Source organism: Nocardia sp. CDC153 (assembly GCF_035818515.1).
Taxonomy (GTDB): domain Bacteria; phylum Actinomycetota; class Actinomycetes; order Mycobacteriales; family Mycobacteriaceae; genus Nocardia.
Genome location: NZ_JAYKYU010000001.1, coordinates 641,012 through 665,575, shown reverse-complemented (window position 1 = coordinate 665,575; position 24,564 = coordinate 641,012). Strand labels below are relative to the sequence as shown.

24 protein-coding genes are annotated in these 24,564 nt (G+C 68.1%); 10 read left to right on the top strand and 14 right to left on the bottom strand.

Translation table 11 applies throughout. From position 1 onward, the window contains the following. Window positions 1–46: 46 nt before the first annotated feature. Window positions 47–1,891 carry a serine/threonine-protein kinase gene (locus VMT65_RS02970; RefSeq protein ID WP_326306348.1) on the bottom strand — a complete coding sequence of 615 codons (1,845 nt, stop codon included), beginning with the start codon at window positions 1,889–1,891 and terminating at the stop codon, window positions 47–49. Window positions 1,892–1,994: 103 nt separating this feature from the next. Here VMT65_RS02970 and VMT65_RS02965 point away from each other — a divergent pair, with 103 nt between their 5' ends. Beyond that, entirely contained in the window at window positions 1,995–2,693 is a 699-nt protein-coding gene (locus VMT65_RS02965) for a hypothetical protein (protein ID WP_326306347.1), read from the top strand. A 95-nt stretch (window positions 2,694–2,788) separates the two neighbouring features. Here the strand turns inward: VMT65_RS02965 and VMT65_RS02960 are convergent, their stop codons facing one another. Both VMT65_RS02960 and mca read right to left on the bottom strand, forming a co-directional pair. Beyond that, window positions 2,789–3,088 carry a hypothetical protein gene (locus VMT65_RS02960; RefSeq protein ID WP_326307423.1) on the bottom strand — a complete coding sequence of 100 codons (300 nt, stop codon included), beginning with the start codon at window positions 3,086–3,088 and terminating at the stop codon, window positions 2,789–2,791. Next, window positions 3,088–3,987, bottom strand: a complete 900-nt coding sequence (mca, locus tag VMT65_RS02955; RefSeq protein WP_326307422.1) for a mycothiol conjugate amidase Mca — start codon at window positions 3,985–3,987, stop codon at window positions 3,088–3,090. Before mca ends, VMT65_RS02960 begins: the two co-directional genes overlap by 1 nt. A gap of 156 nt (window positions 3,988–4,143) precedes the next feature. On the opposite strand from mca, the gene VMT65_RS02950 reads away from it, so the two are divergent. Together VMT65_RS02950 and greA are read left to right on the top strand one after the other, a co-directional pair. Then, the gene (locus tag VMT65_RS02950) at window positions 4,144–4,560 is read left to right on the top strand and encodes a DUF4307 domain-containing protein (protein WP_326306346.1); all 417 of its coding nucleotides are present in this window, start codon (window positions 4,144–4,146) and stop codon (window positions 4,558–4,560) included. A gap of 244 nt (window positions 4,561–4,804) precedes the next feature. Further along, window positions 4,805–5,296, top strand: coding sequence for a transcription elongation factor GreA (gene greA, locus VMT65_RS02945; RefSeq protein ID WP_040812412.1), 492 nt, complete (start codon window positions 4,805–4,807; stop codon window positions 5,294–5,296). 161 nt (window positions 5,297–5,457) lie between these two features. On the opposite strand, the gene VMT65_RS02940 is transcribed toward greA, so the two are convergent. Continuing rightward, window positions 5,458–6,603, bottom strand: a complete 1,146-nt coding sequence (locus VMT65_RS02940; protein WP_326306345.1) for a cystathionine gamma-synthase — start codon at window positions 6,601–6,603, stop codon at window positions 5,458–5,460. A gap of 68 nt (window positions 6,604–6,671) precedes the next feature. Here VMT65_RS02940 and VMT65_RS02935 point away from each other — a divergent pair, with 68 nt between their 5' ends. Further along, window positions 6,672–7,847, top strand: coding sequence for an acyl-CoA dehydrogenase family protein (locus VMT65_RS02935; RefSeq protein WP_326306344.1), 1,176 nt, complete (start codon window positions 6,672–6,674; stop codon window positions 7,845–7,847). A gap of 73 nt (window positions 7,848–7,920) precedes the next feature. After that, entirely contained in the window at window positions 7,921–8,265 is a 345-nt protein-coding gene (locus VMT65_RS02930) for a DUF6401 family natural product biosynthesis protein (RefSeq protein WP_326306343.1), read from the top strand. A gap of 67 nt (window positions 8,266–8,332) precedes the next feature. Here the strand turns inward: VMT65_RS02930 and VMT65_RS02925 are convergent, their stop codons facing one another. Then, entirely contained in the window at window positions 8,333–9,370 is a 1,038-nt protein-coding gene (locus VMT65_RS02925; protein ID WP_326306342.1) for a mechanosensitive ion channel family protein, read from the bottom strand. A gap of 209 nt (window positions 9,371–9,579) precedes the next feature. Beyond that, window positions 9,580–10,191 carry a transglycosylase SLT domain-containing protein gene (locus VMT65_RS02920; protein WP_442790161.1) on the bottom strand — a complete coding sequence of 204 codons (612 nt, stop codon included), beginning with the start codon at window positions 10,189–10,191 and terminating at the stop codon, window positions 9,580–9,582. Window positions 10,192–11,006: 815 nt separating this feature from the next. Here VMT65_RS02920 and VMT65_RS02915 point away from each other — a divergent pair. Continuing rightward, entirely contained in the window at window positions 11,007–11,567 is a 561-nt protein-coding gene (locus VMT65_RS02915; protein ID WP_326306340.1) for a DUF6529 family protein, read from the top strand. On the opposite strand, the gene VMT65_RS02910 is transcribed toward VMT65_RS02915, so the two are convergent. Further along, complete coding sequence (locus tag VMT65_RS02910; RefSeq protein WP_326306339.1) at window positions 11,497–12,630, bottom strand: AbrB family transcriptional regulator; 1,134 nt, start codon at window positions 12,628–12,630, stop codon at window positions 11,497–11,499. The two genes, VMT65_RS02915 and VMT65_RS02910, sit on opposite strands and share 71 nt — an antisense overlap. 189 nt (window positions 12,631–12,819) lie before the next feature. Continuing rightward, window positions 12,820–14,208 (bottom strand): cystathionine beta-synthase, encoded by a 1,389-nt coding sequence (locus VMT65_RS02905; RefSeq protein WP_326306338.1) that lies wholly within the window; start codon window positions 14,206–14,208, stop codon window positions 12,820–12,822. Window positions 14,209–14,289: 81 nt separating this feature from the next. On the opposite strand from VMT65_RS02905, the gene VMT65_RS02900 reads away from it, so the two are divergent. Together VMT65_RS02900 and VMT65_RS02895 are read left to right on the top strand one after the other, a co-directional pair. Further along, on the top strand, window positions 14,290–14,754 hold the full coding sequence (locus VMT65_RS02900; RefSeq protein WP_326306337.1) for a hypothetical protein: 465 nt from the start codon (window positions 14,290–14,292) through the stop codon (window positions 14,752–14,754). 140 nt (window positions 14,755–14,894) lie between these two features. After that, window positions 14,895–16,112 carry an acetyl-CoA C-acetyltransferase gene (locus VMT65_RS02895; protein WP_326306336.1) on the top strand — a complete coding sequence of 406 codons (1,218 nt, stop codon included), beginning with the start codon at window positions 14,895–14,897 and terminating at the stop codon, window positions 16,110–16,112. 57 nt (window positions 16,113–16,169) lie between these two features. Here VMT65_RS02895 and VMT65_RS02890 read toward each other — a convergent pair whose 3' ends face one another. Genes VMT65_RS02890 through VMT65_RS02875 form a run of 4 tightly spaced genes read right to left on the bottom strand, consistent with a single transcriptional unit; the run spans window position 16,170 to window position 20,256 of the window. Beyond that, window positions 16,170–16,427 (bottom strand): HPr family phosphocarrier protein, encoded by a 258-nt coding sequence (locus VMT65_RS02890; protein WP_326306335.1) that lies wholly within the window; start codon window positions 16,425–16,427, stop codon window positions 16,170–16,172. A gap of 28 nt (window positions 16,428–16,455) precedes the next feature. Beyond that, window positions 16,456–18,531 (bottom strand): PTS fructose transporter subunit IIABC, encoded by a 2,076-nt coding sequence (locus VMT65_RS02885; protein ID WP_326306334.1) that lies wholly within the window; start codon window positions 18,529–18,531, stop codon window positions 16,456–16,458. Between the two features lie 10 nt (window positions 18,532–18,541). Continuing rightward, window positions 18,542–19,492 carry a 1-phosphofructokinase family hexose kinase gene (locus VMT65_RS02880; RefSeq protein ID WP_326306333.1) on the bottom strand — a complete coding sequence of 317 codons (951 nt, stop codon included), beginning with the start codon at window positions 19,490–19,492 and terminating at the stop codon, window positions 18,542–18,544. After that, window positions 19,489–20,256: a DeoR/GlpR family DNA-binding transcription regulator gene (locus VMT65_RS02875; RefSeq protein WP_326306332.1), complete on the bottom strand. Its 768-nt coding sequence runs from the start codon at window positions 20,254–20,256 to the stop codon at window positions 19,489–19,491. The genes VMT65_RS02880 and VMT65_RS02875 overlap by 4 nt, the downstream gene beginning before the upstream one ends. A gap of 146 nt (window positions 20,257–20,402) precedes the next feature. On the opposite strand from VMT65_RS02875, the gene VMT65_RS02870 reads away from it, so the two are divergent. Then, the gene (locus tag VMT65_RS02870) at window positions 20,403–22,088 is read left to right on the top strand and encodes a putative PEP-binding protein (protein ID WP_326306331.1); all 1,686 of its coding nucleotides are present in this window, start codon (window positions 20,403–20,405) and stop codon (window positions 22,086–22,088) included. Between the two features lie 86 nt (window positions 22,089–22,174). After that, window positions 22,175–22,513, top strand: a complete 339-nt coding sequence (locus tag VMT65_RS02865; RefSeq protein WP_326306330.1) for a DUF1330 domain-containing protein — start codon at window positions 22,175–22,177, stop codon at window positions 22,511–22,513. 93 nt (window positions 22,514–22,606) lie between these two features. Here the strand turns inward: VMT65_RS02865 and VMT65_RS02860 are convergent, their stop codons facing one another. Both VMT65_RS02860 and VMT65_RS02855 read right to left on the bottom strand, forming a co-directional pair. Further along, window positions 22,607–23,470, bottom strand: coding sequence for a Bax inhibitor-1/YccA family protein (locus VMT65_RS02860; protein WP_326306329.1), 864 nt, complete (start codon window positions 23,468–23,470; stop codon window positions 22,607–22,609). A 158-nt stretch (window positions 23,471–23,628) separates the two neighbouring features. Further along, window positions 23,629–24,564 (bottom strand): LLM class F420-dependent oxidoreductase, encoded by a 936-nt coding sequence (locus VMT65_RS02855; protein WP_326306328.1) that lies wholly within the window; start codon window positions 24,562–24,564, stop codon window positions 23,629–23,631.

Sequence of the window (24,564 nt, the reverse complement as noted above, 5' to 3'; positions counted from 1 at the left end):
CATGGTCGCAATCGGGGGCGATTCGCACCGACGCCCGGGCCGGGCCTCAGCGGTGAGACTTGGCCAGCGCCACGGCGTTGATGACGATCGAGCCGAGCAGGGTGGCCGCGAACAGAATGACCGGTGTGGCAGCGGAGTTCACCGCCGTCGCCACACCGGCGTCGTCGAGATTCTCGCCCTGGGAGTAGAAGAAGAAGCAGACGGCCAGTCCGCCGAGCGCCCACCCCAGGGTGAGAGCGCGAGACAGGTTGCGCGGCCGCAGGAACGACATCAGCGCCGGCAGTGCCGCCAGGGCGACCGCGGAGATCTTCAGCCAGGCGTAGTCGTGCCGCAGGAAGTGCCAGACGTCCTCCGACGGCAAATCGATCCGCGCCAGGGACGCGCAACCGAACAGCGAGAGCAGCAGGGTGACAATCGAGAAGGTGTCGCGCGGGAGTTGGAAACCGAACTGGTGCGCGTCGCCGAGCATCAGCGCCACGGCAGCGAGGACGCCGGCGAGGACCAGCGCCGTCGATCCGGCGATGGCCAACCGCTCACCCGACGCTCCGCGAATCGTGTCGCCCACCAGGGCATAACTGTCGCGAGTCCACAGCACGTTGAGGCGCACCAGGAAAGCGGTGCTCCAGGCCCCGGCCAAGGCCGTGCCGATGATCAACGCGGCGCAGATCTCACGAGGCAGGTCCGGGATCAAGATTCGCAACCCCGTGGTCGCGCCCATGAACCACCCCGCGATCACCAGGCACACCAGGACGTAATGTCCGCGGTAGACAACGGAATCCATGGTCTGATCGGCCCCGTTGTAGTGCACGAACGGGGCCGTGAAGCTCGCCGCGATCAGCACCGCGCCGATGATCGACAGCAGTCCGGCCAGCAGCGTCACGAAATCCATGACGCGCTCGCGCAATCCGAGTGCGGGACGTGGCCGGGGCGGTGGTCGCGGTGTCGTCGGTCGCGGTGGGAGGACGCCGCGAACGGTGGTGTCCGCGTGGATGTTCCGTGCGGACACTGATCCGGCCGCGGGCCGCGTCCCGTCGATGGCCAGCAGCGCCGCCTCGGCGAAGCTGGCGCAATCGGGATAGCGGTCGTCGGGGTCCTTGGCCATGGCCGTCGCGACGACCTCGTCCAGGCCCGGCGGCAGCTCCGGGACGAATTCGGACGGTCGCGGCGGTGGCGCGGTGAGATGGGCGGAGATGACGGCGGCCTGATCCGAACGCGGGAACGGCGTACTGCCGGTGAGGATTTCGAAGAAGGTACAGCCGAGAGAGTAGATGTCGGCGCGATGGTCGGCCGGAGTGTCGCCGAAGCGCTCCGGCGCGGCATAGGCGACCGTCGCGGTGGTGCCGGTGAGCGTCAGCGTGTCGTCGAAGGCGCGGGCGATCCCGAAATCGGTGAGCATGGCGCGGCCGGGCTGCCGATCCGACAGGTCCACCAGAATGTTCGCCGGCTTCACATCCCGGTGCAGGACACCCTGACGGTGGGCATAGTCGAGCGCGTTGCCCGCGTCGGCGATCAACCGCACCGCCTCCGCCGCGCCCAGCCGCCCGCCCGCCGCGGACATCAACTCGGTGATGTCACCGCCGTTCACGTATCGCATGCACAGCCATGGGATTTCGTCGTCGGGCGCGCTGCGGTCGTAGATCGGCACGATATCGGGATGCTCCAGACGCGCCGCCAACGCCGCCTCGCGGTCGAAGCGCGCCCGCCCGCGCGAGTCGACCAGCAAGGCCCCGGCCCCCATCCCGCCGAACACCTTCAACGCGACATCCCGCTCCAGCCGCGGATGCCGCGCGAGGTACACCACGCCCATACCGCCCGCACCGAGTACCCGCTCGATCCGGTATCCAGCGAAATCCGCTCCCGGATCGAGCCGCATCACCGACGCACCTGCCATTCCGTGTACATCCACAAGCCGAATTCCCGTATACCAGCCCACCATCCGCCGCGCCACCGCACCGTCCCGCAAGGCCGTCGGAGCCGACCCGCATGATGGACCCATGCTTCCCACCGACCATCTGGAACGGGCGGACCGTCGCCCGGCCGTGATCGACACGCCCCTGGGCATTGTCGGGTTCTCCGTCGCACTCGGCGCGGACGTGCTACCGGCCACTCCGGATACCGTGTGGCGCTTGCCCAATGGCGCGCACCTGCACCGCTGGCGACAGTACGGCGCGACGGTGGATCTGCTGATCGGAAGCATCGACGTGCCCGCCTTCGACGGCGGCGCGCCGGTGCCGCTGTGGGCCGCCGTCTGGCAGGTGACCGCCCAGTCCGCCATCCCCGGACTCGTCGTCACCGCCGAGATGACCGACCTGCCCGCCAATGCGCGCGGCGGCGTCGATTCGGGCGAATGCCTCGCGGCGGTGACCGTGGAGACCGAGCGGCTCATGGTGTCGGTCGGCGGCGCGGACACCGAACTCCTGGCCATGCAGGCCGCCGACGGCCGCCTGCTGCCCGCCGACTGGGCCGACCTGCTGCCCACCGACGACTACGACACCAGCACCGAATACGGTGTGCGCTACCACGATCCGGCCGGAATCGCCTGGCACCTCCCCGGCCTGACCACCCACCAGGCCGCCCGCCTGTGCATCGCCACCGCCTGGTGCCCCCGCGACGACGACCGCCCCGCCGCCTGGTTCGCCGTCGACATCCCCCTCGACACCGCCTACCTCGGCCTCATCGCCGACCCGACCTGATCGCCGGCGCGCATGTCAGGCGGCCCCGAAATATCCGACCTCGAATATGAGATGACCCCGGCCCAATCGGACCGGGGTCGTGGCTGTTTCGGAGATCATGCGTTGCTGCCGTTGGTGGCCTCGGGCTTGGACTTCTCCTCGTCCTCGCTCTCGCGATCGGCACCGTCCTCGCGACCGGCGATGCCGTGTTCGGTGCCCTCGTCCGCCTCCTGGTCCGGCTCCGGGTGCTCCGGGGAGAACTCGGCGGGCAGGTTCTTGATGTGCTTGTTCATATTGCGGATGAGCAGGATCGTGCCCGCCAGCAGCACCAGCACGATGACCAGACCCAGCGGTGAGGCCTTGCCGAACTCGGGGCCGGTGGGCGAATTGGTGCCCTGGGCGAGCAGCGTCAGCATCATCGGTCGGAGTCCTCGGTGTCTGCGGCGTCTTCGGTGTCCACGTCGTCGATGCCCGCGAACAGGTCGGTCTCCGGGATCGCGGTCTTGACCCGGGTCTTGGCCAGCTCGAATTCCTCGGTCGGCCACAGCCGCTGCTGCATCTCGGTCGGCACCGCGAAGAACGCGCCATTGGGATCGATCTGGGTGGCGTGCGCGCGCAGGGCGTCGTCACGCTGCGGGAAGTACTTGGCGCACTCGATCTGGGTGGTGACCCGGCCCATGATGTCGCCGCGCTCGGCGGCGTACTTGCGCATGCGGTCCATCCACTCCTGCATGGGGAACGGCTCGCCGATGCGCTCGTACTCGTCGGCGAAGACCTCGAGGCGGGTGAGGCTGAAACCGTGGTTGTAGTACAGCTTCAGCGGCGTCCACGGCTCGCCCGCGTCGGGGAACTGGGTGGGATCGCCCGCCGCCTCGAAGGCCGCGACCGAAACCTTGTGGCACATGATGTGATCCGGGTGCGGGTAGCCGCCCATCTCGTCATAGGTGGTCATGACGTGCGGCCGGAACTCGCGCACCACGCGGACCAGGGCCTCGGTGGCCACCTCCAGCGGGACCAGCCCGAAGCTGCCCTCGGGCAGCGGCGGCAGCGGATCGCCTTCCGGCAGACCGGAATCCACGAATCCGAGCCAGGTCTGTCGCACACCCAACGCCTCGGCGGCGGCGGCCATCTCCTCGCGGCGCACCTCGGTGATGCGGTCCTTGATGCCGGGGGTGTCCATGGCGGGATTGAGAATGTCGCCGCGTTCCCCGCCCGTGAGGGTGACCACCAGCACGTCATTGCCTTCGGCGGCATAGCGCGCGGTGGTGGCCGCGCCCTTGCTGGATTCGTCGTCGGGATGGGCGTGCACCGCCATGAGGCGAAGACCACTCACTTCTCGTTCACCTCACCGATCACGTTTTTCACCTCGTAGCTATATGCCGGAGTCCAGGCACGGGCGTCAGGAATGCATTCCCTATAGTTCCATCCGATCGTTGTTTGTTCCGACCTACCCCCCGGGAGCGTCCCCGATATGAGTGAAAGACCGGCCGACCGGTACGGGATCGCGCCGCGGAAGCAGCGTCGCTGGCTGCCGTACGCGCTCGGGGCGGTCGTCATCCTCGCCGGTCTCGGGGTGTCCTATCTGGGTTATCGCACCTACGGGCCGCAGGCCATCGAGCCGGATCGGATCGGCTACACCATCGTCGACGACTCCACCGTGAGCGTGGATTTCAAAGTGACACGCAAGGATCCGGGCACGGCGGTCGTGTGCTTCGTGCGCGCCATGGACGGCGACACCGACGAGGTCGGCCGCCGCGAAGTGCTGGTGCCCGGCTCCGACTCCGGAACCGTCCGGGTCGTCACCGAGATCAAGACCTCCCGCCGCGCCGGGGCGGGCAATGTGTACGGGTGCACCGACCGTGTGCCGAGCTACCTGCGCGCCGGGTGAAAAGTCCGGTACGCGACCCGCTTTGATGCCTCTACCTGCGCCTTTCCGAATCGTGCTAAAATGACGCGATACACGGTTCCGGAGTTCGGAGCCGTGTTTGCTGCATTGACGGCCGGCGCTGTCGGGACTCTCCCCAGGGATCGCTCTGGCTGTCCACTGCTGCTGTGCCCATCTCCGGATGGCCACGGTAGCGGGCATCAGGGAATCCCGGCTTGCCGGGGACAACTACTAGGGAGTGATCGAGATGACTGAGACCGTGACTTGGCTGACCCCGGAGTCGCACGAGAGGCTCACGAGCGAACTCGGCGCGCTCATCGCCAACCGTCCCGTCATCGCGGCCGAAATCAATGAGCGCCGTGAAGAAGGCGATCTCAAGGAGAACGGCGGATACCACGCGGCGCGTGAGGAGCAGGGCCAGCAGGAGGCGCGCATTCGCCAGCTGCAGGAACTGCTGAACAACGCCAAGGTCGGCGTGGCGCCCACCAAGTCCGGCGTCGCCCTGCCCGGCTCGGTCGTCAAGGTCTATTACGACGGCGACGAGTCCGACACCGAAACCTTCCTCATCGCCACCCGCGAAGAGGGCCTCGGCAGCGCCGACCTCGAGACCTACTCCCCCAACTCCCCGTTGGGTGGCGCGCTCATCAACGCCAAGGTCGGCGAGACCCGCGAATACCAGCTGCCCAACGGCAACGTCATGAAGGTGACGCTGGTTTCCGCGGAGCCGTACCACAGCTAGAGGACCTACCGTCAGCGCAGCGGCCCCGGTCCTGACGGACTCGGGGCCGAATTGCTTGACGGGGGACCAACCGGTCGCGAACAAACGAAGCGCCGCACCGATTACCGGTGCGGCGCTTCGTTTATAGGGGTTTGGGGGCGAAGCCCCCGAACTCTCCAGTGTCAGGCGAGAGCCTGCTCGATGTCGGCCAGCAGGTCGCTGATGTCCTCGATGCCGACCGAGAGGCGGACCAGGTCGGCCGGGACCTCGAGGGCGGAGCCCGCGGTGGAGGCGTGAGTCATGGCCCCGGGGTGCTCGATGAGCGATTCCACGCCGCCGAGGGATTCGGCGAGGGTGAAGATCTTGGTCTTGGAGCAGAAGTCCAGGGCCGCTTCCTTACCGCCGTGGACGCGGACCGAGATCATGCCGCCGAAGCGTCGCATCTGCTTCTGGGCCGTGGTGTGGCCCGGGTGCTCGGGCAGGCCCGGGTAGATGACCTGGGCGATCTTCGGGTGGTTGGCCAGGAATTCGGCGATGGTCTCGGCATTGTCGCAGTGCCGGTCCATGCGCAGGGCCAGGGTCTTGATGCCGCGCATGGTGAGGAAGGCGTCCATCGGGCCGGGGACCGCGCCCGCGCCGTTCTGCAGGAACGCGAACTTGGTGTCCAGCTCCTGGTCATTGGTGATGAGCGCGCCGCCGACCACGTCGGAGTGACCGCCCAGGTACTTGGTGGTCGAGTGCAGCACGATGTCCGCGCCCAGCAGCAGCGGCTGCTGCAGGTACGGCGAGGCGAAGGTGTTGTCCACCACCAGCTTCGCGCCGCCCGCGTGCGCGACCTCGGCCAGGGCCGCGATATCGCCGATGTTCAGCAGCGGGTTGGTGGGGGTCTCGACCCAGACCAGCTTGGTGTTCGGGCGCATGGCCGCGGCCACCGCGTCCACGTCCGACACCGGCGCGACCGAGTACTCGATGCCCCACTGCGTGAAGACCTTGTCGATCAGGCGGAAGGTGCCGCCGTACGCGTCGTTCGGGATCACCAGGTGATCGCCCGGGCGCAGATTCGCGCGAATCGCGCAGTCGGTGGCCGCCATGCCCGAGGCGAAAGCCCGCCCGTAGGTGCCCGATTCGAGCGCCGCCAGGTTCGCCTCCAGCGCCGTCCGGGTCGGATTCCCGGTGCGCGCGTACTCGTAACCCCCGCGCATCCCGCCGACCCCGTCCTGGGCGAAGGTCGAACTCGCGTAGATCGGCACGTTCACCGCACCGGTCTGAGGGTCCGGATCGAACCCGGCGTGCACCGCCCGTGTGGAGAAACCCAGCTGATCGCTCATGCGAACAGCCTAGGGATATCGCCGCAAGGTCCCCGCTCCGGGGTTTCCAGCGGAGCTATGGTGGGCGAATGGTCACAGTGGACGAGCTCTTCGCCATCGATTCCCTACTCAATGAGGAGGAGCGCGCGATTCGGGACACCGTGCGCGCGTTCGCGGCGGAGCGGTTGCGGCCGCATATTTCGGAGTGGTTCGAGGCGGGGACGTTTCCGGCTCGGGAGTTGGCTCCGGAGTTGGGGAAGCTCGGGCTGTTGGGGATGCATCTGGAGGGGTACGGGTGCGCGGGGACCTCCGCCACCGCGTACGGGCTGGCCTGCTTGGAGCTCGAGGCCGTGGATTCCGGTGTGCGGAGCATGGTTTCGGTGCAGGGGTCGCTGGCCATGACCGCGATCCACAAGTACGGGTCGGAGGAGCAGAAGCTGCGGTGGCTGCCGGAGATGGCGGCCGGGCGGGTGATCGGGTGCTTCGGGCTGACCGAGCCGGACTTCGGGTCGAATCCGGGCGGGATGCGGACCCGGGCGCGGCGCGACGGGGACGACTGGGTGCTCGACGGCTCGAAGATGTGGATCACCAATGGGTCCGTGGCGGATGTGGCCATCGTGTGGGCGCAGTCGCGCGAGGGCGAGCGGGACGTGATTCGCGGGTTCGTGGTCCCCACGGACACACCGGGATTCAGCGCGCGGGAGATGAAGCACAAGCTGTCGCTGCGGGCCTCGATCACCGCGGAACTGTCACTGGACGGGGTGCGCCTGCCCGCTGACGCGCAACTGCCGCAGGCGCGAGGGCTGGCCGCACCGCTGGGCTGCCTGTCGGAGGCGCGCTTCGGCATCGTCTTCGGGGCGCTCGGCGCGGCCCGCGATTGTCTTTCCGCCGCAATCGATTACGCGCGCACCCGGGAGGTCTTCGACAAGCCGCTGGCCGCCTATCAGCTCACCCAGGCCAAGCTGGCCGATATGGCGCTCGAACTCGGCAAGGGCGAACTGCTGGCGCTGCACCTGGGCCGGTTGAAGGATCGGCACGAGATCAGCAACGAGCAGATCAGCGCCGGGAAGCTGAACAGCACGCGAGAGGCCATCAAGATCGCGCGCGAGTGCCGGACCATTCTGGGCGCGAACGGGATCACCCTCGAGTACCCGGTATTGCGGCACGCCAACAATCTGGAGTCGGTTCTCACCTACGAGGGCACCGCGGAGGTGCACCAGCTGGTCCTCGGCGAGGCGCTCACCGGATCGAAAGCGTTCCGCTGACCAGCACTTCGGACGAATGCGTGATATGTCACAGCGGGTCCGCGCCGGGCCGGTCGATTGTTAGCATCACCGGGTGTTCGTGCCCGGCTCCGCGTTGCTCGTCGTCTCGGCGCGCAAGACCCTGAATCGCCTGCAGCGCACCCACGGAGCCCCCGCCGCGGCAGCGGCGGTGCTCTTCCCCGGCGTCAGCGCCGCCATCGACCAGCACGCCGCGGCCATCCGCGACATCCTCGACCTGGGCGTGGAGAACTCCAGCCTGGTCCCCGCCAGCGTCCTGCTCGCGGGCTACGCCCGCGGCATCCTCGAAGATCTCCGCGACGCCGAAGCGGACCTCCCGCTGTCCCCGCTCGACTGGCAGGACGCGGACTGGCTGCACCTCCGCCTCGCCGGAGTCTGCTCCCTGGCCCGCGCCTCCTGAGCACGAAACAGCCCCGAGGAGGAATCCTCGGGGCTGCTCTCCTGTCAGGCCGGAAGCACGAGCGGAACTAGATCATTCCGCCGGGGTTTTCCGGGGGCTGCCCACCGGAAGACTGCCCACCGGGCCTGGGCATCTGACCGCCCGGGCGCGAGGGCTGCTGTCCCGGCGGCATCGGATGCCCGCCCTGCGGGGGCATTCGATCGCCCTGCCCGTACCCGCTCTGCTGCCCGTATCCCGTTGGCCCGTAACCCATTCGGCCCTCGGGCTCGGCCCACTTGCCCGGAGGCATCTGACCCATGCCCGGCCCGGCCATCATCGGCTGGCCCATCATCGCGTTGCGCTGCGCCATCGCGGCCGCCTCCTGCGCGGCCCGCTGTCGGGCCGCGTCCTCACGACCGCGCTGATACGCCTGGGCGTGCCCCTTCACCTCGGGCATCTCGCCCTCGATGGTGTCGAGCCAGCCCTCCCACCGCTGCTGCATCGGTTTGACGAGCCCGCCACCGAAACCCACGATCAGCACACCGCCGATGGTGGCCAGCACGGTGATCAGAATCGGCATGGTCACCGAGGTGCCCACCCCGATCTGATTGAGCGCGGCGATGATGCCGATGCCCCAAATGAACACGGCCGCAATGCGTCCCAGCATCCGACCGTATTCCAGTCCGCTGAGCATGTTCGACACCATGTCCTGCACCACCCGCGCGATCGCACCCGCGATGCACACGATGACGATGGCGACCGCCAGCCGCGGCAGCCAGGCCACGATCCCATTCAGCATGGTGGACACCGGATTCGGGCCGAAGACGCCGAAGCCGAGCTGCAAGGTGATCAACAGGACCGCGTAGTAGGCCAGCTTGGCGATGAGGCCGGTGGCGTCGTAGCGCCCGCGGGCGAGCATGTCCTTGATGCCGCCCCGCTCCACGAGGCGGTCGAAGCCGACGCGATGCAGAACCTGGGTCACCAGCTTGGCCACGATCTTGGCCACCAACCAGCCGATGAGCAGAATCGCCAGGAAGCCGACGAACTTCGGCACCCAGGTGGCGATGGAACTCCACGCGTCCGTGAGTCCCGTCTGGATATCGATAGCCGATACCGAGGTGTGCATGAACCCCGTCCCTTCGCTATCTGTCCCGGCCGGGTGCCGGAAACTGCCCCAAGGGGTCGTTATACGCCTAGTTGATCTTCGATTCGGAACGTTTGCGAAAATGTTGCGGAATTGAGTGCGAGTGATTTGCCAGACGTAGAGAAAAACGCGATGGCCCACCCCTCATCAGGTAGGCCATCGCGTTGTATGTCCGGATCTCTCCGAAGGATCTAGTAGGCGCTCGAGACGTTGTCCATCGAGCCGTAGCGGTGCGCCGCGTAGTTGCAGGCAGCCACGATGTTGGCGACCGGGTCCCAGATGTTCGTGGAGGTGCCCTCGACGTGGTAGGCGTTGAAGGTCGGGTCGATCACCTGCAGCAAGCCCTTGGAGGGGATGCCCATGGCGGCATTGGAGTCGTACAGGTTGATCGCCTGCGGGTTGCCACTGGATTCGCGCAGGATGTTGCGCAGAATGCCGTCGTAGGTGCCCGGGATGCCATTGCGGGCCATGATGTCCAGCGCCTGGCGGATCCAGCCGTCGAGGTTGTCGGCGTAGACCGGCGCGGGGGCGGGCATCGGGGCCGGGACCGGAGCGGCGGCGGCCGGCGCGGGAGCCGGGGCGGGCTGCTCGTTGGCCGGGGCGGCCGGGGCGGCCGGGGCGGCCGCGCTCAGGGTCGCCTTCAGCGCGGCGGGCTCGACGTCGCCATTGGCGGCGCCGGCGGCGGTGATGATGGAACCGAAGACCCCGAGGGCGAGGGCGGCGGTGCCGGCCGTGCGAACGGCGGCAACCACCTTGCTACGTCTAGCAGGGTCACTGAGAGCAGTCATAACATTCGTGGGCATGGCGAATTTGGATTCCTGTTCGGTTTCGGGCTCGCGGGCCTGAAGAAGGCAGCGCATTACCACACGGGCGTCTCACGACGCGCGTCTGCGCACTGCGGGCTGTTGTGGTTGCTGTTGTGAAACCCGTTACGGGTCAATGGAATTGGCGTACTCCATGGAGAGCGGTGGAGACTGTCGCGGCCGGCCGGCCGCTGTACCTCATCGCACCGATGTGGTGATCACGTTCCGCATGTGTGTTCACATCTCCTTGCGCCATTCAGACTGTTGGTCTGTTTCCGACAAGGTCACAGCTTGATTGCGCATTGTTAACACAGTCTGAACCAAACATGAACAGACGGTGAACTGACCCGAGTGGCAACTTCGGGACCTGCATTAATACAAGCGCTGACCTGGTCATTCAATTCGAAACACAAAGTGTTTCAGATCACAGAGAAATTTAGCCCCAAGATCGCGATATGCGGAGATTTGCCCGATTTCCCGACGTTCCATCGGCGTTTCGCATTCCAAAAGTAACGCTGCAGCAAATCACATTTATTAACTCAAATCACATTTGTCACTTTTGTCACGCACATGCGAGCGCTCCGCTGTAACGAATCCGGAATCAGGGTCTGACCGTGGCATTCATTCGCGATCCGGCCGCCGAAATACCTTTCGAGAACGAGGGCGGGAGGTGCGCCCGGTGCCCCGGCGCTGCCCGAGCGGGCCGTACGGGCACCGACCGACGACGCAACCGCATCGGTTGTAACCCCGGGGAATACCCTCCAATGTCCCATTCCCCCAAACCGTCACCCGTTACGACCTGGAACAGAGTCGAGATGTCCTTGCTGACAGACGTTTTCACCGTTTCTCGGCGCAACCTGATCGCGGTGCCGGTGCTGCTCGCCGGCGCTGCGGTCGCGGTGGCGCTGGGCCTGGCGGGCACCCATTTCTGGCCCGGCACCCAACCCCTGCCCACCTGGGGCTTTTCCGCGCCGCAGATCTTCAAGGCGTATCTGAGCAGTGCGGTCCTGGTGCTGATCATCGGCCAATTGCTCACCGCCGTCTGGATTTACCGTTTCCGCGCGCCGAGGCCGGTGCACATCTTCCACCGTCTGTCGGGCGCGCTGGCGTTCCTGCTCAGCCTGCCGGTGGCCTTCTACTGCCTCTACAGCTTCGGCTTCCAGTTCGGGCGCGGCGCGACGCAGCGGGTCATGGGGCACTCGGTCGCGGGCGTGGTGTTCTACGGCGCCTTCGCCTCGAAAATGCTTACGCTGCGGTTGAAACGGGCTCCGGGGTGGCTGTTGCCGGTGCTCGGGGCGACGGTGTTCACCAGCTTTGTGCTGGCGTGGACGCTGGCGGCGTTCTGGTGGTTTCGTACCGTCGGATTCGCGAGATGAGCAGGGGCAGTAGGGCCATCATCACGAGGAGCCGGATGGTCTGGACGCTGGTGATGAGCGGCAGGTTGGCGTTCATCTTGTCGGCGGTGGCCAGGACGGCGTTGATGCCGCCGGGCGTGGTCGCCAAATAGAGATCCGACATCTCCAGATCCACCAGCAGGGCCAGGCCCAGGGCCATGGCGGCCACGACCGCCGACAGTCCCAGCATGGCCGCGGTCATGGCGGGCAGCATGCGCGCCATCTCCCGCACCACGTCGCGGGTGAAGCGAGTGCCGACCTCGAATCCGATGAGCACGAACAGCAGATCCTTGAACAGGTGCGTCGGCGCGTAGCCGTGGGTCAGGCCCAGGGCCGTCACCACCGCGGTGATCAGCATCGGGCCCAGCAGTGCGGCATTCGGCAATCGCAGCCATTTCCCGACGCGAATTCCGATGAGGCACAGCACGATCGCGATGGACAGTCCGGCGAGCTGATCGCCGCGACCGACGATCATCCAGTACGGCAGCGTGGGATCGGTGACCGAACCGCCCAGAGTCGCTGTGCCGTAGGTGATTCCCTCTTCGTCGTCGAGCAGTGCCGCGACGGCCGGTGCGCTCAGCGCGACCAGCGCCACCCGCAGGTACTGCATGAAGGCCACCCGGCGCGGATCCGCGTCCAGTTCATCGGCCGCCGCCACCACCGCCGCCGAACCACCGGCCAGCATCCCCAGTGTGGCGGTGGGCAGATCGACCCGAGTGGCACGGGCGAAAAGCATTGCCACACAGACGCTCACGAGCACGGTGGCCGCGGTGACGGCCAGCACCGGCAGCAGTCCCCAGCCGATCGAGGTCAATAGCGAGATCTGCAGATAGCTGCCCATGAGCACGCCCAGCATGCCCTGCACCCCGAGATTCACCTCGCGCGGCAGCGGCGCGGGCAGCTTCCCCGCCAAAGCCAGACCCGCGCCGACCACAATGGCGAGAATCATTTGCGGCGCCGGCACTCCCACCCGGTCCAGCAACGCCGCGCCGCCCAGCACCGCGGCAAGCAGTGCGACCCAGGCGACCACCTGTCTCGGATTCATACGAGCCGATCCTGCCCGCGAACCATGAACCCAGAGTAACGCCGCAGTTATCTCGACGAACCGGGCCCTGTGATCTCGGCCGCGCAATCGTATGAGCTTGTCCTACGCCATAAAACAGGGTGCCGAAAAGTATTGCGCCCATCGGATCCGGGCATCGGATCCGATGGGCGGCAAATCAACGGCTGCGATCTAGGCGAGCGCGCCGGTGCTCAGGAAGCCAAGCAGGTCGTGGCGGGTGATGACGCCGACCGGCTTGCCGTCCTCGACCACCATCAACGCGTCGGTGGATTCGAGCAGCTTGGTGGCCGCCGAAACCGGTTCGCCCGCGCCGATGAGCGGGAAGGCCGGGCTCATGTGCTTGGAGACCGGATCGGTCAGCTTGGCGCGGCCCTCGAAGACGGCCGAGAGCAGATCGCGCTCGTTGACCGAGCCGGCGACCTCGCCCGCCATGACCGGCGGCTCCGCGCCGACCACCGGCATCTGCGAGACGCCGTACTCGTGCAGGATCTCGATGGCGTCGCGCAGGGTCTCCTGCGGGTGGGTGTGCACCAGGTCGGGCAGCTCACCGGACTTGCCGCGCAACACCTCTCCCACATGCACCTCGGCGGTGGAACCGTCCAGGCGCGACCGCAGGAAGCCGTAGGAGCTCATCCACTGGTCGTTGAAGATCTTCGACAGGTAGCCGCGGCCGCCGTCGGGCAGCAGCACGACCACCACGGCGTCCGGATCACGCTCGGCGACCTTGAGCGCCGCGACCACGGCCATGCCGCAGGAACCACCGACCAGCAGGCCCTCCTCGCGCGCCAGGCGGCGGGTCATGTCGAAGGAGTCGGCGTCCGACACCGCGATGATCTCGTCCGGGATGGCCGGATCGTAGGCGCTGGGCCAGAAGTCCTCGCCCACACCCTCGACCAGGTACGGGCGCCCGGTGCCGCCGGAGTAGACCGACCCCTCCGGGTCCGCGCCGACGATCTTGACCTTGCCGCCGGAGATCTCCTTGAGGTAGCGGCCGGTGCCGGTGATGGTGCCGCCGGTGCCGACGCCCGCCACGAAGTGGGTGACCTTGCCTTCGGTGTCGCGCCAGATCTCGGGACCGGTGGTCTCGTAATGCGATTCGGGGCCGCCCGGGTTGGAGTACTGGTCCGGCTTCCACGCGCCCGGGATCTCGCGCACCAGACGGTCGGAGACGTTGTAGTAGCTGTCCGGGTCCTCGGGCGCGACGGCGGTCGGGCAGACCACGACCTCGGCGCCGTAGGCGCGCAGCACGTTCCGCTTGTCCTCGCTGACCTTGTCCGGGCAGACGAACACGCACTTGTAGCCGCGCTGCTGCGCGACCAGGGCCAGGCCCACACCGGTATTGCCGGAGGTCGGTTCGACGATCGTGCCACCGGGCTTCAGCAGCCCAGCCTTCTCGGCGGCGTCGATCATCTTGACGGCGATGCGGTCCTTCGAGCTGCCGCCCGGGTTCAGGTATTCCACCTTCGCCGCCACCAGTCCCGAGTTCGGACCCACCACGGAGTTCAACCGGACGAGCGGGGTGTTTCCGATCAGATCGACGACATGGTTAGCGATGCGCATACCCCTCATCGTTGCAGAAAGGAGATGCGCGCCTTCGCGCACGTCGGACATATCCCTGTTGCCGGAAATTACCATCGGCGCATGAGGATGCCGACGAGCTCGCCCGCCGCCTCCCTACTACTCCCCCTCGCCGCCGCGACCATGATCGTCGCGGGTGCCCCTGCCCATGCCGCGACGGTCGAATTCCCGCAGGTCCAGAGCATGTACCACGATGCGGCGCTGTGCGGCGGGAACATTCGGTCCTGGGCCGACACCGACCCGAAATGGCCGGGGCGGGCCATCATCAATGTGCAGGCGCTGCCGGTCGGCGGCTTCGATCCGGGCGAGTACAGCTTCGCCCCGATGTGCGAGACCGTGGCCACCGTCGCCTGGCGCAACACCAACACCGGTGCGGCGGGCGAACTTCGGGTTCCCATCCTGGCCGGGTTCTACGGCAGCGAGCACTACGCGCTGTTCCAGGACACCGGGCCGGGCCACATCGTGGTCAATGTCTTCACCGACATGCCGAACATCCCGGCGCAGAGCGCTTTCGACGTCCCGGGCTGAGTTCTCTCCTGTGCCCGAGAGCTGTGAGAGGTGCTATATCCCACAGCTCAGTGGTTGGGATTCGGGCACACCGGCTGTATGCGGCACCACACCCCCGTCGTAAATTCGAAGAGGATCACCCCAGCAATTAAGGAGTCCTCATGGCTGAGGCCGTCATCGTTTCGTACGCCCGCTCGCCCATCGGCCGCGCTGGCAAGGGTTCCCTGGTGAGCATGCGCCCGGACGACCTCGCCGCGCAGATGGTGCGCGCCGCGCTCGACAAGGTGCCTTCGCTCGCCGTCTCCGACATCGACGACCTGCACCTGGGCGTCGGCCAGCCCGCCGGTGAGGGCGGCTTCAATATGGCTCGCGCCGTTGCGGTTCAGCTCGGCTACGACTACCTGCCCGGCGTCACCGTCAACCGCTACTGCTCCTCGTCGCTGCAGACCACCCGCATGGCCTTCCACGCCATCAAGGCCGGTGAGGGCGACGTCTACATCTCGGCCGGTGTCGAGACCGTCTCGCGCTTCCCGAAGGGCACCGCCGACGGCTGGCCCGACACCCACAACCCGAAGTTCGCCGAGGCCGAGGCGCGCACCGCCGCCACCGCCGAGTCCAATGCCACCTGGACCGACCCGCGCGAGAACGACATCCTCCCGGACGTCTACATCGCCATGGGCCAGACCGCGGAGAACGTCGCCACCTACACCGGCATCTCCCGCGAAGACCAGGACCACTGGGGCGTGCGCTCGCAGAACCGCGCCGAGGAGGCCATCAAGTCCGGCTTCTTCGAGCGGGAGATCACCCCGGTGACCCTGCCCGACGGCACCATCGTCACCACCGACGACGGCCCGCGCGCCGGGACCACCTACGAGAAGATCTCGCAGCTGAAGCCGGTCTTCCGCGCGAACGGCACGATCACCGCCGGTAACGCGTGCCCGCTGAACGACGGTGCGGCGGCGCTGGTCGTCATGTCCGACACCAAGGCTCGCGAGCTGGGCCTGACCCCGCTGGCCCGCATCGTGGCCACCGGCGTCTCGGGTCTGTCGCCGGAGATCATGGGTCTGGGCCCGATCCAGGCGGTCCGCAACACCCTGAAGACCGCGGGCATGACCATCGACGACCTCGATCTCTACGAGATCAACGAGGCGTTCGCGGTGCAGGTGCTCGGCTCCGCCCGCGAGCTGAACATGGATCTGGACAAGCTGAACGTGTCCGGCGGCGCGATCGCGCTGGGCCACCCGTTCGGCATGACCGGTGCCCGCATCACCGCGACCCTCATCAACAACCTCCAGACCCACGACAAGCAGTTCGGTCTGGAGACCATGTGTGTGGGCGGCGGCCAAGGCATGGCAATGATCATCGAGCGCCTGAGCTGACGCTCTGACTCGGATTGGGCCGCACAACCTTAGGGTTGTGCGGCCCTTTTCGTTTGTCTAAGCGTCGAGGTCCGAGGCGACGAGGTCGGCGATTTTAGCGAGGGTGGCCTCGTCGTCGGTGGTGACGATGATTTCGGTGCCCTGGGTGGCGCCGAGGGTCATGAGCATGAGGGCGGAGGCGGCGTTGACGGGGGTGCCGCCGACCAGGGAGAGGGTGACGGGAACGCCTGCGGCCGCGGCGGTTTCGGCGATGATGGCGGCGGGACGGGCGTGCAGGCCGACGGACGAACCGACGGTGACGGTCTTGCTGGGCATGGTCGACTCCTTGTGGGTGGGAGGATTTCTAAGCGGCGGCGAGCGCCACGGGAGTTTCGGTGGTGGCGGGCAGCTTGCGGAGTTGCTTCGCGGCGGTGACACAGACGGCGCCGACCACGGTGCCCGCCGCGAGGGCGATCAGGAAACCGGCGATCCCGCCGACGGCGAAGAACACGAAGATGCCGCCGTGCGGTGCGCTCAGGGTGGTGCCGAAGGCCATGACCAGGGCGCCGGTCACCGCGCCGCCCGCCATCATGGAGGGGATGACGCGCAGCGGGTCGGCCGCCGCGAACGGGATCGCGCCCTCGGAGATGAACGACGCGCCGAGCAGCCAGGCCGCCTTGCCGTTCTCGCGCTCGGCGGTGGTGAAGAGCTTGGGGCGCAACACGGTTGCCAAGGCCATGGCCAACGGCGGCACCATACCGGCGGCCATGACCGCGGCCATGATCTTCAGCGAGGCGGTGTCATTGACATTGAGCCCGGCCACGGCGAACGAGTAGGCCGCCTTGTTGACCGGCCCGCCCAGATCGAAGCACATCATCAGGCCCAGGATGATGCCGAGCAGGATCGCCGAGGTGCCGGAGAGGCTGTTGAGCCAGTGGGTGAGTCCGCTGGTGACGGCCGCGAGCGGCTTGCCGAGCACGATGAACATGAGCAGGCCGACCACCAGCGAGGCGAACAGCGGGATCACCACCACCGGCATCAGGCCCCGGGCCCATTGCGGCACACCGAGTTTCGCGATCCACAGCGCGGCGAAACCGGCGATGAGACCACCGACCAGACCGCCGAGGAAACCCGCGCCGACGAAGACCGCCACCGCACCGGCGGTGAAACCCGGTGCCAGACCCGGCCGGTCGGCGATCGCGTATGCGATGTACCCGGCCAGTGCCGGAACCAGGAAACTGAATGCGAGCGAGCCGATTTGGAACAGCACCGCACCGAGGTAGGTGGCCAGGCCGCCCGCGGGCAGATCGGTCAGCGAATTGTCCAGCACAATGGTCTTCGCGCTACCGGCGATCTCGTATCCGCCGAGAAGGAAGCCGAGCGCGATCAGCAGGCCGCCCGCCGCGACGAACGGAATCATGTAGCTGACACCGGTCAGCAGGATCTGACGTAGTCGCGTGCCCCAACCGAGCGACCCGGAATCCGGTGCCGCGGAACCCATCCCGGCACGCGCGGCGGCCGTCTCGGCTCGCCCGGACCCGGACACGACCGCCGCGTTCGGGTCCCGTCCCGCCTGCAACGCCTCGGCGACCATGGCATCGGGCTCATTGATGGCCCGCTTCACCCCGGACTCGATGACGGGCTTCCCCGCGAATCGTTCCCGGCCCTTCACTCCGACATCGGTGGCGAAGATGACCGCGTCGGCGAGATCGATGTCGGCGGCGCTCAAAGGTGTACTGCCACTGGAACCTTGCGTCTCCACCCGCACCGTGACTCCGGCGCGCTTCCCGGCCGCGACCAGGGAATCGGCGGCCATATAGGTGTGCGCGATACCGGTCGGGCAAGCGGTGACCGCCACGATGGACCGTGCCGGCACCGCCGACATGGGTGTCGCGGCCGACTCGGGGTTCGAGGTCATCTCGGGCATAGCGGCCGGGACGGCGGTCGCGGCCTCAGCGGAAGCCGCGGCCGGAGCGGAGGCCGGACTAGGGGCGATGACTTCCTTCACCAGGGCGAGGATGTCGTCGGGCGTGGCGGCCGAGCGCAGCGCGGCCAGGAACTCCGGCCTGACCAGGGCCCGAGCCAGTGCCGACAGCAACTTCATGTGCTCTGCCGCCGCGCCGTCCGGGGCCGCGATGAGGAAGACCAGATCGGCTGGGCCGTCGGGCGCGCCGAAGTCGGCCTTGCGCGCGAGGCGGGCGAAGGCGAGGGAGGGCGTGAGGACCGCGCCGCTGCGGCAGTGCGGGATGGCGATGCCGCCGGGAAGGCCGGTGGCCGACTGGCTTTCGCGGGTCAGGGCGGCGTCGCGCAGCGCCACGGCCGAGGTGGCGCGTCCCGCGTCGGCGAGGCGCTGGGCCAGCGCCTCGATCACGTCGGCTTTGTCGCCGCCGAGGTCGGCGTCGAGGGCGATCAGGTCGGTGGTGATGATCGGGTCGGACATCGCGGGTCCTTCAGTGGTGGGGCTGGAAGTCCAGGGCCGTGACGGCCACGGCGCTCGGGTCGGTGTGGTGCGGGCCCGGCAGTCCGGTCCCCGGGAGAGCGGCGGCGGCACTGCCGTAGGCGACAGCGCGGCGGAGGCGGTCCTGCGGTGCGGCGCAGTCCAAGTCGGCGAGCAGGTATCCCGCGAGCGCGGAATCGCCCGCGCCCACGGTGCTGCGGGCGGTAATGGCGGGCGCGGTGGCATGCCATGCCCCGTCGGCGGTGACCAGCACGGCCCCGGCCCCGCCGAGTGTGGCCAATACCGCCTCGACACCGCGCGCCACCAAGGCCGAGGCCGCGCGGGCGGCCGCCACCGGGTCGTGCAGTTCCGCCGGATCGCCGCCGGTCAGCTGGGCCAGTTCCTCGGCATTCGGTTTGATCAATCGCGGTGCGGCGGAATCGAATCGCTCGGCCAGGGCCAGCAGCGGGGCATCCGAGGTGTCGACGGCCACGCTGGTGCCGCGCAGCCGCCGCACCAGCTCCACATACCAGTCGACCGGCACCGTAGGCGGCAGCGAGCCGGACAGCACCACCCACGAGGCCTCGCCGGCGAGCTCGACCAGCAAGTCCGCCAACGCGTTTCGCTCGACATCGGTCAGCGGCGTACCCGGCTCGTTGATCTTCGTGGTGGTGCCGTCGGCCTCGGTCAGCGTGAGATTCGTGCGCGCCGGGCCCCCGCACGGGACGGCCCGGTAGTCCAGCCCGGTCTCGGTGAGCGCGCGCAACAGCGGGTCGCCCGGACTGCCCGGCAGCACCGCGACGGTGCGCGCGCCCGCACCCGCCACGACGCGAGAAACATTGACGCCCTTGCCACCCGGATACGAGGTGGCGGCCTTGGCCCGCTGCAGATCACCCCGGCGCAGCGGCTCGGACAGCGCGACGGTGTGGTCGATGCTGGGGTTCGCGGTCAACGTGACGATCATGCGGTCACCACCTCGATGCCGTACTCGGACAGTTCGTTTCGCACCGCGGGCAGCAGTTGGTCGTCGCTGATCAGGACGTCGATATCGGTGATGGCGGCGAAGCGCATCAGATCCTCGCGCCCGACCTTGGTGGAGTCGGCGACCACGACGACACGATGCGCACTGGCCACCATGGCCCGCTTGACCGCCGCCTCGTCCGGATCGGGCGTGGACAGGCCGTGCCCGACCGTGAGCGCGTTGGTGCCGATGAAGGCGACGTCCACGCGCAGCTCACCGATCATGCGCAGGGTATCCGCGCCGACGGCGGCCTGGGTGACGCCGCGGACGCGCCCGCCCAGAATGTGGGTCCGCACGCCCGCGGTGCCGCTGAGCCGGACCGCGATGGGCAGGGAATTGGTGACCGCCACCAGTTCCCGATCGCCGGGCAGGGCGGCGGCGATGCGGGCCGTGGTGGTGCCCGCGTCGAAGAGCGCGCTGCCGCCGCTGGGCGGCAGGAAGGCCAAGGCGGCCTTGGCGATTCGATCCTTCTCGGTGGCGCGGGTGTGCTCGCGCTCGCCGGTGCCGAGTTCGATGGCGGTGAGGGCAGCGGCCGGGACCGCGCCGCCGTGCACCCGGCGGACCAAGCCCATGCGGTCGAGGGCGGCCAGGTCGCGCCGCACGGTCTCGGTGGTGACCTCGAACTGCTCGGCGAGGTCGATCACCGATACGCGGCCGCGTTGCCCGATCAGCGAGGCAATGGCCTGCTGCCGCTCCTCGGCGTACATCCGAACCTCCGTGGTCGTTGTTGACTTATGTTGTTTTATGCCCGAATGTGTTGCTTTGTCAAGGTCTGCGCGTAGCCTGGATCACAGCGCCCAGGTCACGGGCATGGTTTCGATCGGGCGCGAGAATGGCGTGAAGGAGAGGTCTCATGACGCGATCACTACAGGGCAATGCCGAATCGGCCGTGCTCGTCGGCACTCCGGCGGTACCCGGGGTGGTCGCCGCGCCGACGATCCGGCCGGTGCCGCGGGTCCGCATCCCGGCCGAGTCGGAGTCGATTCCGAAGTCCGATCGGGCATCACAGTCGGCGGCTCTGCGCCTCGCCTCGGCCACGGTCGCTGAGCGTTTGCGAGATCGTGCCGAGGCGGCCAGCGGCGCGGCCGCGGAGGTGCTGTCGGCGAATGCCGCCATGGCGGCCGACCCGGGCTGGCTCGCGACCGCCGAGAATCACCTCGCCGAGGGCCGGTCGGCCATTGCCGCCGCGGTGGCCGCGACCGAGCAGTTCGCGACGACGTTCACCGGGCTGGGCGGGCTGATGGCCGAGCGCGTGACCGATCTGCGGGATGTGTGCGATCGGATCGTGGCCGAGCTGGCGGGTCGGCCCGAGCCCGGAATACCGACTCCGGCACGACCTTCCATCCTGCTCGCCGATGACCTCGCCCCCGCGGACACCGCCGGGCTGGACCCGAATCTCATTGTCGGACTGGCCATGTCGCTCGGCGGACCGACCGGCCACACCGCCATCATCGCCCGCCAACTCGGCATCCCGTGCGCCGTCGCGGTCGCCGGGCTCGACGAGATCCCGTCCGGGACCGACATTCTGCTCGACGGCGGCGCCGGTCGGGTGCTGGTCCGCCCCACACCCGAGACCGTGACCGAAGCCGTCGGGGGATATCGCGAACTGGCCGAGCGGGCCGCCGGTTGGACCGGGCCCGGGGCCACCGCCGACGGCCACCGCGTCGAGGTGCTCGCCAATGTGCAGGACGGGACCGGAGCGCACGCCGCGCACGCCGCCTCGGCCGAGGGCGTCGGCCTGTTCCGCACCGAATTGTGTTTCCTGGACCGCGAATCCGAGCCGACGATCGCCGAGCAGGCCGCCGTCTACGGCGCGGTCCTGGACGCCTTCCCGGCGGACAAGGTCGTCATCCGCACCCTCGACGCCGGTTCCGACAAGCCGCTGCGTTTCGCGCCGCACGACGACGAGCCCAATCCCGCGCTGGGTGTGCGCGGCATCAGGATCACCGAGCAGGACAGCGGAATCCTGGACCGCCAGCTCGACGCGATCGTGGCGGCGGCGCAGGGCCGCGGCTACACACCGTGGGTGATGGCACCCATGATTTCCACTGTGGCGGAGGCGAAGTCGTTCGCGACCCGGGTTCGCGCCCGCGGGCTGATCCCCGGCGTCATGATCGAGGTCCCGGCCGCGGCCCTATTGGCCGAGGCGATTCTCGAACACGTCGACTTCGTCTCGATCGGCACCAATGATCTGGCGCAGTACACCATGGCCGCCGACCGGATGTCCCCGCGTCTGGCGGCCCTCACCGATCCCTGGCAGCCCGCGGTGCTGCGCCTGGTGGCCGCGACCGCCGCGGCCGGACAGCGGCTCGGCAAGCCGGTGGGCGTGTGCGGCGAGGCCGCCGCCGATCCGCTGTTGGCCTGTGCGCTGGCCGGTTTCGGGATCACCTCCGTCTCGGCGGCCGCCTCGGCGGTGCGCGCCGTGGGTGCGCGACTGGCCAGCGTCACCATGGCCGATTGTCGACGTGCCGCCACGGCCGTGCTGGATACCACGGATCCGCGCTCCGCCCGTCGGGCCGCCTCGGAGATCCTCGGCTGACGGCTTTACCCGGCAGGTAATCGCTTTCGTTCCCCAGACCGGGAAATATCAAGGGCACCAAAGAAACACAAGGTCTGGAGCCCGAAATGCCTGCCTACGCCACCGCCATCCTGTGGAACGTGGACGTCAATGCCGAGATCGTCGAATACCTCGAGCGCATCGATGGCACCCTCGCGCCCTTCGGCGGCAAGTTCATCGTCCACGGCGGCGCGCAGCACGTATTCGAGGGGCCGAAGGACGCGAACATCATCGTCATCGAATTCCCGGACTACGCCGCGGCTTCGGACTGGTACCACTCCCCGGCCTACCAGGAAATCGTGCATCTGCGCACCGACAATGCCTCCGGCATCGGCATTCTCGCCCCGCATTGCGGCGAGAACCACATCGCTACGGACGTCCTGAAGGAGGTGGTGATCAACGACTGAGTGCTCTCAGGCTGGCTACAAAAAGTGGGGGTCCGGGGGGGGACCCCCCCCCCCCCCCCACCCCCTTAGGGGCTAAGCCCCCGGACTCCCTTATTACCTGTCCTGGAAGTAGCTCAGCAGGCGCAGGATCTCGAGGTACAGCCAGACCAGGGTGACGGTCAGACCGAAGGCCACACCCCAGGCCGCCCGCTCCGGAGCCTGGGCCCGGATGAGCTGATCGGCGGCGTCGAAGTCCAGCAGGAAGCTGAAGGCCGCGACACCGATCACGACGAGGCTGAAGATGATCGATAGCGTGCCGCCGTCACGCAGGCCGAAACCGCCCGGGGTGAAGAACGCGGCGATCAGGTTGCCGAACATGAGCACCATGACGCCGATCAGCGCACCCACCACCATGCGGGTCAGGCGCGGCGTGACCCGGATCGCACCGGTCTTGTAGACCACGAGCATGCCGAAGAACACGCCGAAGGTGCCGAGCACCGCCTGAGCGATCAGGCCGGAACCGCCCACTCCGCCGATCGCCACATTGGTGAACAGGAACGAGAACGAGCCCAGCAGCAGACCTTCGAACGCGGCGTAGGCGAGCACCAGGGCCGGTTTGTAGTTGCCGCTGAAGGACAGGTACAGGCCCAGACCCAGGCCGCCGAGCAGTCCGACGATCAGGAACAGCGGCGCCATACCGTGATTGGCCGCGGTCAACGCGTAGGACACGACGGCCGCGAGGCTGACCACACCGAGGGTGATGCCGGTCTTCTGCACGACATCGTCGATGGTCATCGGGCGGGTCGTGGGTACGGCGGGCTGCTGATAGGGCTGCTGGTAGCCGCCCGGGTACTGCATCGGCTGCTGGCCGTACGGATTGTTCGCGTACTGTCCGGCTCCAGGTGCCTGGCCGAAGCCCGCGTAGCCACCCTGCTGCGGCTGCAAGTTCCGGAAAACCGGGTTGGATGTGGAGCGCACTGTGCGTCCCTTTCTGGAGTCGCGGCTCACGGAGGTCGTGGCCTGTGAAGCTACTCGTCCAACGCGCTACGGGGGCTCGAAGTTCCCGAACCCCCATAGATCGGACCATCTGGACTTTACCTGAGCTTTACTGAACGCGCCGCCCGGTTCCGGGCGCGTCAGCCCAGCTGACTCATCACCCGATGCGCGATCAGTTCCAGGTGGTCCAGGTCGCCCAGGTCCAGAACCTGCAGATAAATACGGCTCGTACCGGCGGTTTCCGCGTACCGACCGATCTTGTCGACCACCTCGTCCGGGCTGCCCGCCAGACCGTTGGCCTTCAACTCGTCCACCTCGCGACCGATGGCCGCCGCCCGCGCGGCCACCTCGGCATCGGTGGCTCCGACACACGCGACGAGCGCATTGGAGAAGGTGATGTCGCTCGGATCGCGTCCAGCGTCCTTGGCGGCCCGGCGCACCCGCTCGAACTGCTCGGCGCTGGCCTCGGCCGACTGGAACGGCGCATTGAACTCGGTGGCGTACTTGGCGGCCAGGCGCGGGGTGCGCTTGGCGCCCATGCCGCCGATGATGACCGGCATCCGCTCCTGCGCGGGCTTGGGCAGCGCCGGGGAATCCTTCAGGGTGTAGTGCTCGCCGTCGAAGCAGAAGGTCTCGCCGACCGGCGTCCGCCACAGGCCGGTGACGATGGCCAGCTGCTCCTCGAAGCGCGGGAACTTCTCGGCCGGGAACGGGATGCCGTAGGCGGCGTGCTCGGCCTCGAACCAGCCCGCGCCGAAACCGAATTCGACCCGGCCGCCGGACATGGCGTCGACCTGGGCGACCTCGATGGCCAGCACGCCGGGGTGCCGGAAGGTGGCCGAGGTGACCAGGGTGCCCAGGCGAATGCGGCGGGTCTCGCGCGCCAGACCGGCCAGGGTGATCCAGGCGTCGGTGGGGCCGGGCAGGCCGTCGGCGTCGCCCATCTTCAGATAGTGGTCGGAGCGGAAGAAGGCGTCGTAGCCGAGGTCCTCGGCGGTCTTGGCGACGGTGCGCAGGGTGTCGTAGGACGCGCCCTGCTGGGGTTCGGTGAAGATTCGAAGATCGATTCGTCCCAT